The sequence below is a fragment of the Trichothermofontia sp. genome (assembly GCF_053493415.1).
The window spans coordinates 1-5,504 of the sequence record NZ_JBRCAD010000200.1; the positions used below are offsets into that span (position 1 = coordinate 1).

Below are 5,504 nucleotides of genomic sequence, written 5' to 3' on the forward strand. Positions count from 1 at the left end.
GGTCAGGGGCCTCCCACCCCCAGCCTCCTACATTGCTTCATGAATGTTTGTTGCGATCGTAGGGAGCTGGACCGCAAATGTGGAAAAATCTTAAGAAATAATTAAACTTTTTTGCCCTGCATCTTTAATCAAACACCTCGGAAAAGGCCAATTTCGTATCTATGCCCACGGAATTATCAGGGGTTAAGGGGTCCCAGCAATTGAGCTGGGTGGCTCCGCCGCCCAGCTCAATTGCTCAAGGTTCTCGTCAGGATATCGGCTCCAAGGGGGGGGAGATTAGGAACGGCGGTCTTTATTTAGCAATTAACGATCGCTGGGGTTCCGGCGAAGCGAAGATTAATGATGGGCGTGCATGGGAAGTGATCCCAATTCAAAAATCTTTATCAAGAAATGCCCCTATCCCCTAAGATCGTGCAGAATTGAGAGTATTCCGGCAGGTAATCATACGAATTGCTGGTAGCGTCATCCTCCTTCTATGAGTAACAATTGGCTCCCTGTTTCCTCTGAAAACCATTATGAAAATACCTTTGACGGGGCAGAATTGCTCACCAATGATGCGGCTACGATTCCTGATCACCCCCTATCGCACCCATCTCGATCGCCGAAAAAGTCTCCTAAAACACCCTTGAAGCCCACGTCTGCTACCCCGATTCCATCTGAGACTTCGCGCTCGCCCTTGTATTTCACCATTAATACGGAGGGACGGATTCTCGCTGCGGATGTCCAAAGTGCGCAACAGTTTGGTTATGATCCCACGAGTTTAATTGGCCGTTCGATTACGACCTTATTTTATCCGCCCGATCGGGCGGCCTTGACCCAAGCCTTGTTTGTGCTTGATCCGCAGGCCCTTCCCGTCAATTTGGGCAACTTTTCGTTTACCTGTCGTAAGGGGTACCATCGCCTGACCCAGATTACGGCCCATTCCCTGCAAAGTAGCGCCGATCAACAAACCCTGATCCTCAGTTGCCAACTCCTGCCAATGGGACCACCTGCTGCCCCCGATGCAGCGCCGGAAGTCGGGAGTTTGGCATCGGATGTCCAGAATGATTTGGGGTTTTTACGCAGTATTTACGAGGCCGTTGAGGCATCCATTTTTGTGGTTGATGTGCTCCCCGATGGTGACTTTCGCTATGCGGCGGTCAACCCCACCCGTGAACGCCAGTTGGGGACCAAAGCCGAAAACTTAATCGGTAAAACGCCGGAGCAGGTGTTTGCGATCGCCGAAGCAGCCCTCGTGCGCCAGCGCTATTTGGACTGTGTGCGATCGGAACAAACCCTCTCCTATGAAGAATGCCTGCTGTTACGGGGGCAAGTGACTTGGTTGATTACCACCCTGACGCCCCTGCGGGATGCGCAGGGCCGGATCTATCGTTTGTTGGGCACCAGTACCAATATTACCCAGCAACGACAAACGGCAGAGACCCTACGCACCCAGGCGGAACGGGAGAAAATCACTGGGGCGATCTCCCTACGGGTCCGCCAATCCCTGGACCTAGAGACCATTCTCAACCGGACAGTCACCGAGGTGCGGCAATTCCTGCAAACCGATCGCGTCCTGGTTTATCGTTTTTTGCCCGACTGGAGTGGCGTGATGGCGGTGGAATCCGTTGCAGACTCCTGGCAGGCGGTATTAGGGTCCACGTTACATGACCCCTGTTTTGCGTCGGAATATATCGAGCGCTATCGCCAGGGTCGTATCCAGGTCGTGGATGATATCTACGCAGCGGGTTTACATCCCTGTCACATCAATTTGCTGGCAACCTTTCAAGTTCGGGCGAACCTAGTGGTGCCGATCGTGTCGGAACAGCAACTCTGGGGGTTATTAGTCGCCCAACATTGCCAGGGACCCCGCCGTTGGCAAGATCAGGAAGTATCCTTGCTGCAACAGTTGGCAACCCAGGTTGGGATTGCCGTGCAACAGGCGGAACTCTACCAGCGCGTACAGCAACTGAATACCCATCTAGAGTCCCAAGTGCAAGAGCGTACCCAAAAGCTGCAACAGGCCTTGAACTTTGAAGCCTCCGTGCGGCGGATTACGGAAAAGCTCCGCGATAGCTTGGATGAAAGCCACATTCTGGAAACGGCAACCCAGGAATTGGCCCAAACCCTCAAGGTTCAGCAGTGCAAGATTGAACTGTATAACGGCGATCACACCCTGGCGACGATCGCCTATGAGTATCCCCCTCCCCCCGATGCCAAACCGGTTAGCCGCCGGATTGGGGATTTCCCGGAGCTTTATGAACAACTCCTCCAACGCCAGCCCCTTCAGTTCGTAGAATGGTTGCCAGCCGCCTTGTTGAATACCGTTCATACGCCCCTAGATCCGGGGGAGCGCAAGAATTATTTAGCCTGCCCAATTTTTGATGATCAGGGTGTTCTCGGCAATCTTTGGTTAACGCGTCCCTGCGATCGCGCCTTTGATGCATTTGAAGTAGGTTTGGTGCAACAGATTGCTAACGAGTGTGCGATCGCTATTCGGCAAGCCTGGTTATACGAAGCGTCCCAAAGCCAGGTTCGGGAACTGGAAAAACTCAATCGCCTCAAGGACGAATTCCTTAAAACAATTTCCCATGAGCTGCGCACCCCGATCGCCAGTATCAATCTGGCCACCCAAACCCTGGATAGTGTCTTGCAACAACGTGATGTTGAAAAACATCAGGTGACGGTGAACCGGTTGCTGCAAGTGCTTCAGGATGAATGCCAGCGTGAAAGCCGATTAATTAATGATCTGCTCACCCTAACTTATTTGGATGCGGGAACCGAACCGCTCACAATCGATGAAATTGATCTCAGCAATTGGGTCCTCCATATTATTGAATCTTTTCAAGATTCGATCCAGAGTCATGATCTGACCCTTACTGTTGATATACCGTCGGATTTGCCCCCCCTTCATTCAGATGCAACGGATTTAGAACGAATTCTCAGCGAATTATTAAATAACGCTTGTAAATATACTCCCCAGGGAGGCACTATTGCCGTCTCTGCCTATCTTACTCCCCAGCAGGCGATCGCGATTCAGGTGTGTAATTCCGGAGTCGAGATTGCTGCTGACGAGTTATCCCGAATTTTTGATAAGTTCTATCGGATTCCCACCAGCGATCCTTGGAAATATGGCGGAACTGGTCTTGGCTTAGCGCTAGTGAAAAAGCTAGCGGCTCGAATTGGCGGCGAGATTGAGGTTGCCAGTGCGGATGAAAAAACCACATTCACACTCGTGTTACCCCAGAGTATTTTGCCACAGGAGCATCGTGTAGGCTTCCCAATCTGAGTTGTCAAAGTACTTGCCTTTTGATGTTGTCAACCTCCTCTGAGTGGGGAATTCAGCCATTGGAAAGGCTAGAATGAAATTTATCAATTATCGAGTTGGCAAGTTTTTAACTCTAGGTGAATTTTGTACCTGTACCCAAACCTATCAACAGTATGCCAGTCAAATTAATCCTTTCCCTCAAAATATAGATGAGACGTTACCTGCTATTACCGCCTTGTGTGAGCAAATTGTTGATCCTGTGATTGAACAATTTGGTTGCGAGCGGTTTCAACTGACCTATGGCTTTTGCTCCATTGATTTGAAACGTTGGCTGGCACGGCGTGATCCGGTAACTGGGGCTAAGTTGGGCCGGGTGAGTCCCGATCGCGATCAACACATGGCCCATGAGGTCAATCGGCGGGGGCAGTATTATTGTCCGCGTTTGGGGGCAGCGTGCGATTTCAGGATTTTAGATCTGGCCAGCGATGCGTTAGTCACCTGGATTGTGGCTCAAGGGTTACCGTTTGATTCGCTCTATTTTTATGGTCGCGATCGCCCGATTCATATTAGCTATGGTCCCCAACATAAACGGGAGGTTTGGACGTTTACTGCGCAAGGAACGCCAACGAAGCGAGGGACGGAGCAGTGGCAGGTTAGGGGGTAGTCGGAAGCAGGAAGTCGGGAATTAATTAGCCCGGAAATAATGGGTGGGGGTAGGGATGATCCTGCCTATTGTTAAGACAGCCGGGACGGCTATCCTACGCTTTGGCTGAATTACTCCTCACTCCTTCTGATCGATCGCGGTTTGGGGGCAGCCTCCCCATCTTTGCGCCGGACGAGGCGATGACCTTTGAGTGTTGCCCCGTGGGCGGCAAGGCACTGTTCCCAACCTTGGCGATCGTAGATGGCTTTGAGGTCAGTGAGCAGGCCCCAGCGGTGTTCCTGTTGGCTGAGTTTGGCAAATTTGGCGTAGTGGGGATAGTCGGGGGTGAGCAGTTGTTCTTTTTGGTGCAGCAGTGGCGGGTTATCGTCGCGATCGTAGTCGCGGTAGTGGACGTGCAGGTCGCGCAGGCTGATTTGCATACTGCTCTGGAGGGCGGGGTGGGGGTCGGTGTCGAAGTCGGGAACGCTGAGGTAGGTGATTTTAGGACTGCTCAGGTGCAGTTTAATGATATTGGCGGTTTCGGGGCGGCCTAGGGTACGGGCGGCGCAGCCTTCATAGAGCCGCAGCAGGGGATGCAGGGCCTCCAGGGCGGAAAGATGAATCCAGAGGGAGTTGGGGCGTTGTTGGCCGATCGTGCTTTGGCGGCATTGCTCGGCGAGGGCCTCCAGGTTACCCAGGCTCATGAGCATGAGGTCAGCAGCGGTGCAGGCGGCTTGATAATTGCCGAAGAGTGCCCGGATGTCGTTCTGGAGGAGGGAGGGGAGTTGGTTAAATTTGGGCCGTTGACCGAAGTGGCTGAGGGCGAGGTAGACCAGTAGGTCCTGGCGGCGTTTTTCGGTAATGGCTTGCCAGTCCTGTTCGTCGGTGGCTTGCAGGATCAGGCGGAAGGCGCGTTTGAGGCTGCCAAATTCGGCCTGGAGGTCGCTGAGGTGATGACTGGCGATTTCGTCGGGGGTGGGGAGGCGACCGCGATCGGTGAAGAAGGTCATGAGGGGTTGCAGGCGGTCTTTGCAGTCCTCGAAGCGTTGCAGGGTGCGGTTAATCCGGGGGGCGGTGGTCCGGGAGCGGAAGCGGGCGGCGCGAAAGGTTTCGGCTTGGGCGGTATCGCGGAAGACAAAGTAGATACCCAGGGCGACGGGAACCGCATCCACACCTAGGACTTGATCGATGTAGGCTTTGAGTTCTTCCTGTGCGTAGTATTTCTGGAAGGTGTTGCGGCTGGTGATGATGCCGTCACCGTAGGGGATGACGCCACGGACGCGATCGTCAATTAAAACTTGGGCGGCGACAATGAGAACGCTTTGGGTGAGTTGCCAAGCCCGACGGAGTGCGTCCCGGCGTTCGGCGGTGTCTTCGATGACGTTGATGACGTAGCTGAGGTTAACGATGGTGGCGGCGGTGGGTTCGGTGTCGGGGCGGAAGTAGGGGTCCCAGCCCGCACTGGGGTAACCGAGTTGGGCGATGTGGGTAATGTCGGCTCCGTGGCCACAGCCATAGTCGAAGTAGGTGGCGTCGGGGGTGAAGAGTCCAGCTTCGACGGCGAGACGCAGGGGTTTGGAGGCGGTGGTGCGGACGATCGCGGCTTTATGGCGG

Annotated in this window: 4 protein-coding genes; 3 read left to right on the forward strand and 1 reads right to left on the reverse strand. The window is 53.8% G+C overall.

Features of this window, described 5'->3' with window-relative positions; translation table 11 throughout:
* Positions 1-161 precede the first annotated feature (161 nt).
* The 3 genes from ACWIUF_RS17600 to ACWIUF_RS17610 all read left to right on the forward strand — a co-directional run bounded on the left by ACWIUF_RS17600 (position 162) and on the right by ACWIUF_RS17610 (position 3,911).
* On the forward strand, positions 162-407 hold the full coding sequence (locus ACWIUF_RS17600; RefSeq protein ID WP_448573825.1) for a hypothetical protein: 246 nt from the start codon (positions 162-164) through the stop codon (positions 405-407).
* A 68-nt stretch (positions 408-475) separates the two neighbouring features.
* A complete protein-coding gene (locus ACWIUF_RS17605) occupies positions 476-3,268 on the forward strand; it encodes a GAF domain-containing protein (protein ID WP_448573826.1) in 2,793 nt (930 codons plus the stop codon).
* 73 nt (positions 3,269-3,341) lie between these two features.
* Positions 3,342-3,911: a hypothetical protein gene (locus ACWIUF_RS17610; protein ID WP_448573827.1), complete on the forward strand. Its 570-nt coding sequence runs from the start codon at positions 3,342-3,344 to the stop codon at positions 3,909-3,911.
* A gap of 110 nt (positions 3,912-4,021) precedes the next feature.
* On the opposite strand, the gene ACWIUF_RS17615 is transcribed toward ACWIUF_RS17610, so the two are convergent.
* On the reverse strand, positions 4,022-5,504 hold a 1,483-nt coding region (locus ACWIUF_RS17615; RefSeq protein WP_448573828.1), incomplete at its 5' end, for a DNA phosphorothioation-associated putative methyltransferase.

Coding starts and splice junctions, on each gene's coding strand:
- ACWIUF_RS17600 (WP_448573825.1), top strand. CDS start 162: ATGCCCACGGAATTATCAGGGGTTAAGGGGTCCCAGCAATTGAGCTGG.
- ACWIUF_RS17605 (WP_448573826.1), top strand. CDS start 476: ATGAGTAACAATTGGCTCCCTGTTTCCTCTGAAAACCATTATGAAAAT.
- ACWIUF_RS17610 (WP_448573827.1), top strand. CDS start 3,342: ATGAAATTTATCAATTATCGAGTTGGCAAGTTTTTAACTCTAGGTGAA.